Annotated in this window: 4 protein-coding genes; all 4 read left to right on the plus strand. The window is 62.3% G+C overall.

Going from position 1 to position 4,822, the window contains the following annotated elements:
* Window positions 1–1,615, plus strand: a 1,615-nt coding sequence (locus PA598K_RS35860; RefSeq protein WP_260405208.1) for an alpha-mannosidase, incomplete at its 5' end; no start/stop codon positions are given.
* Window positions 1,616–1,860: 245 nt separating this feature from the next.
* Window positions 1,861–2,715: a helix-turn-helix transcriptional regulator gene (locus tag PA598K_RS00695; protein WP_128655003.1), complete on the plus strand. Its 855-nt coding sequence runs from the start codon at window positions 1,861–1,863 to the stop codon at window positions 2,713–2,715.
* Between the two features lie 135 nt (window positions 2,716–2,850).
* Window positions 2,851–3,618: an SDR family oxidoreductase gene (locus PA598K_RS00700; protein WP_128655004.1), complete on the plus strand. Its 768-nt coding sequence runs from the start codon at window positions 2,851–2,853 to the stop codon at window positions 3,616–3,618.
* Window positions 3,615–4,822: DUF362 domain-containing protein (locus PA598K_RS00705; protein ID WP_128655006.1), on the plus strand; the 1,208-nt coding region annotated here is incomplete at its 3' end. The genes PA598K_RS00700 and PA598K_RS00705, both read left to right, overlap by 4 nt.

A 4,822-nucleotide genomic window follows, 5' to 3' on the forward strand; every position in this document is an offset into this window, starting at 1 on the left:
CAACCAGTTCCACGACATCATCCCGGGCTCGTCGATCAAGGAAGTATACGACGATTGCCGCGAGGAATACGCGGAGGCCGAGCGCGTCGCAAGCGAGGCATGGGAGGCGGCAGCGACGGCATTGACGGCCGGAGGAGCTGCGACGGCTATGACGACAACGGCGGTGGGCACGGCTTTGACTGGCGGGGCAGAGGGAATGCCATTGACAGCGGGGGCGTCGGCAGATGCTGTGGAGCGGCAGGCTTACACCGTCTGGAACAGCGCAGGCTGGTCGCGTACAGAGCAGGTTGTATTGTCTGGAGTCGAGGCGTCGGCAGGCGTCTGGGAGGACAGCGAAGGTACGGCGCTGGCCGCCCAGCATAATAGCGATAGCGGCGATTGGCATGTGCTCGTGCCGGAAGTGCCGGGACTTGGGCAGCGGACGATCTATTTCCGACCTGGGGAGGAGGCGGCCTCCTCGGTCGCCGCCGACATAGCGTCCACGGCAACCGACGAGACAGTATCCCGAGTTATGGACGAATCGGCGTTGCCGACGAGCGAGCTCACCTCTGCGACCGCCAGCGGCGATCCGTTCCGGATCGGCGAGCGAGAGCTCGAATCGCCGTACTATATTGTCGCCTGGGATGCACAGGGCCGTCTGATCCGGATCTACGACAAGACAGCGCAGCGCGAGGTGCTCGCCCCCGGCGAGCAGGGTAATGTGCTGCAGGTGTTCGAGGACAAGCCGAAGAGCCGGCACGAGGCGTGGGATATCGATCTGTTCTATCAGGAGAAGCAACGGACGGTCGATGAACTCCTCGAGGCCCGCGTCGTCGCGTGTGGACCGCTCTACGTTGCTGTCTCCTTCGTCTGGACGTACATGGATTCGCGGATCGAGCAGCAGATGCGTCTGTACGCCGACGACCGGCGGATCGACTTCGTCACCCGGGCCGACTGGCAGGAGAAGCGGCAGTTGCTCAAGGTCGCCTTCCCCGTCGACATCCGGGCGACCGAGGCGACCTACGATATCCAGTTCGGCAATGTCCGGCGACCGACTCACTGGAACACGAGCTGGGATTATGCGCGCTTCGAGAGCGTCGGTCACCAGTGGGCCGATCTGTCCGAGCGGGGATACGGCGTCAGCCTGCTGAACGATTGCAAGTATGGCTACGATATCAAGGATCATACGATGCGGCTAACGCTTATCAAGTCGGCGATCGTGCCTGATCCGACAGCCGATCTGGGAGAGCATGTGTTCACTTACGCGCTGCTGCCTCATCGCGGCGACTGGCTGGAGGGCGGCGCCGTGCCGTCGGCCTTTGCGCTCAACCAGTCGTTGTCCGTCTCGCGCGGCGATGCCTCGGAGCTGCCGGAGGCGCTGTTCACTGTGACGGGCGACGCCCATGTCATGATCGACGCGATCAAGAAGAGCGAGGACGGCACGGCCGTCGTGCTGCGCCTGCACGAGTACGGCGGCAGCCGCGGCGAGGTTCGAATCGTCAGCGACTATGGCATCCGCGCCTGGCAAGCCTGCGACCTGCTGGAGCGTCCGGAGGGCGAACGGCGCGCCGAGGCGGAGCTGCGGACGCCGGTCAAGCCGTACGAGCTGCTCACCTTCCTCATCGAGCTGGCCTAGCGGCTCGCTTGCGAGGTCACGCTCGGGCCTGCTAACGATGAGTCTGCGTCTTCAGACATAGCATTCTCGATTGCAGGCCCTGTGCCTCGACCGGCCGTCTGTCTCCGGTTTGCACGAACTGACTTAGCCTTGCCGCGCAGCGAGTTCCGGCGCTGCGGGGTCGCTCAACCGGCGGATGTACGCTCCGCCGGTTTATTTGGTATAATTGAGAGGCTATGAGCAGATGGGGATGAGGGGTGGATCGCATGCTGGCTTCCAGACGGAGCGTTCATACGGAGACGATTTTTTTTCGGTATCGCGACGAGCAGCCGATCGAAGCCCTGTTTCATTCGCATCCCCAATACGAGATCTATTATTTTCACGAAGGCGCATGCAGCTTCCTGATCGGCGATCGCATCTACGAGCTGGAGCCCGGCGATCTCATCTTCATGGACGGCTTGACGCTCCACTGCGCCAATGCCGCGATGGATCGACCGTATATCCGCTCCGTCTGCCACTTCCATGCCGGCTACGTGCAGCGATTGCTGCGCATCCCCGGCGGGGCCGATCTGCTGGAGCCGTTCACGCGGCTGCGGCATGCGCGGCTGCGGCTGGCCCCCGCTCAGCGAGAGGAGGCGGAGCGGCTGTTGGCGCGGCTGAGCGAGCACAACGTACCGCAGGATAAGCTCGCTTATGTACAGTACCATCTCCTGTTTTGCGAGCTGCTGGCCCGCATCTGCCGATGGTCCGAGACGCTTCCCGGACAGGCGCCGACCGCCTCGACCGAGAAGCTGCAGCACGTGCAGGATATGATCACCTTTGTAGAGCAACATTATATGGAAGACCTTCATCTCGACGATCTGGAGCGGGAGCTGCACTTGAACCGTCATTATCTGTCCAAGCTGTTCAAGCAAGTGATGGGCGTCACCGTGTTCCACTATTTGTTCGAGCGCCGGATCAATCAATCGTGCGTGATGATGGCGATGCAGCCGGACACGACCTTGACCGACATCTCCTATCGGATCGGCTTCAAGCATCCGGCGCACTTCAGCCGGGTGTTCAAGCGTTATGTCGGGATGCCGCCGGAGGCATATCGCAGACAGTTCGATCGGCCGGTGTGAGAGCGTTCCCGAGACGGTGGCCAAGACAGCACTGACAGACAAGTCGACCTCTATCTTAGGCAATGGCAGATAAGCGGTCGCGAGGCGATTGCGTTATGCTGTGCGTAATGATGACAAGAACAGGAGCGATAACGGATGAACTTATTTGACCTTAAAGGAACAACCTCAGTCGTACTCGGCGGTAACGGCGTGCTCGGCGGCGCGCTGTCGGAGGCGCTCGGCGCCTATGGCTCGCGCGTAGCGATCGTCGGACGCAACATGGAGAAGGCGGAGGAAGTGAAGCAGCGCGTCGAAGCGGCGGGCGGCGAAGCGCTATGCGTGCAGGCGGACGTCACCAAAGCCGAGGAGCTGGAGCAGACGCTGCAGACCGTCGTCGCGTGGAGCGGTGGCATCGACACTGTCGTCAACTGCTCGGGCACGAACAGCGCGACGCCGTTCATGGAGATTACGATGGAGGAGTGGGATCGCATCATGGACGTTAACCTGAAAAGCGTCGTCCTCTCCAGCCAAATCTTCGGCAAGCAGCTGATCGCTCAAGGGCGCGGCGGCTCGATCATTAACATCTCCTCCGTCTCCTCCGATCCGCCGCTGTCTCGCGTATTCACGTATTCGGCGTCGAAGGCCGGCGTCAACAGCGTTACCAAGTTTCTGGCGCGTGAGTTCGCGCCGCATGAGATCCGGGTCAATGCGATCATCCCGGGCTTCTTCCCGGCGGAGCAAAATCGCAAGATCCTCTCCGAGGAGCGCATCGCCTCGATCATGTCGCATACACCGATGGATCGCTTCGGCAAGCCGGAGGAGCTGCAGGGCGCAGTCGTCTACCTGGCTTCGCGGAGCGCGTCCTCGTTTGTGACAGGAACCTTGCTGCGTGTTGACGGCGGATTCGGAGCGATGACGATATGAGCGATCTCCTGACTAGACTGGTGCAAGACATCCCGCTGCCGCGCATGGTCAAGATCCGGCAGCGGTTCGACGATACCGAGCTGCCCGATCCGATCGCCGTGCTGCAGGAGCAGCTCGGCGGCGCAGGCTGCATCGATCGCATCAAGCCCGGCATGAAGGTCGCGATCGCTGTCGGCAGTCGCGGCGTCTCGCGGATCGACGAGCTGACCAAGTGTACCGTCGATGCCGTGCGGGCGGCGGGCGGGGAGCCGTTCCTCGTGCCGTGCATGGGCAGTCACGGCGGCGCGACGGCCGAGGGGCAGATCGAGGTGCTGGCGCATCTGGGGATGAGCGAGGAGCGGATGGGCTGTCCGGTGCGCTCGTCGATGGACGTCGTTCTGCTGGATAAGCTGCCTAACGGCCTTCCCGTCTATGCCGACCGGATCGCAACCGAGGAGGCCGATGCGATCATCGTCATCAACCGGGTGAAGCCGCATACCGCCTTCCGCGGGCGGATCGAGAGCGGTCTGCTCAAGATGGTGGCGATCGGTCTGGGCAAGCAGAAGGGCGCCGAGGCGTGTCATCAGCTCGGATTCAAGTATATGGCCGAGAACGTGCCGGCGATGGCGAATGTGATGCTGCAAAAGCTGCCGATCGTCTTCGGCGTGGCGGTCGTCGAGAATGCTTACGATCGAATCCGTCGCGTCGAGGCGATCCCGGCCGAGCAGATGGAAGCGCGCGAGGAGGTGCTGCTGGAGGAGGCCAAGGCCAATCTGCCGAAGTTTTTCTTCGATAGCTTCGACGTGCTGGTCATGGACTACATCGGCAAGAACATCAGCGGCGACGGCGCCGATCCGAACATTACCGGACGTTACCCGACCCCATATGCGCATGGCGGACCGGATGTGAACAAAATGGTCGTGCTTGACTTGACGCACGAGTCCAAGGGCAATGCCAACGGCGTCGGCACCGCCGACTTCACGACCGCTCGACTCGTCGCCAAGGCCGACTGGCCGGGCACCTATGCCAACGGTCTGACCTCGACCGTGTGCGCGCCGACCAAGCAGGCGACGACGCTGGCCAACGATCGCGATGCGATCAAGGCGGCGGTCAAGACATGCAACATTCTGGACTATACGACGTGCAAGCTGATCCGTATCCGCGACACCCTGCACCTGGGCGAGATCGAGATCTCCGAGTCTCTGCTGGAGGAGGCGCGGCAGCA

It is taken from the genome of Paenibacillus sp. 598K, assembly GCF_003851045.1.
GTDB lineage: Bacteria > Bacillota > Bacilli > Paenibacillales > Paenibacillaceae > Paenibacillus_D.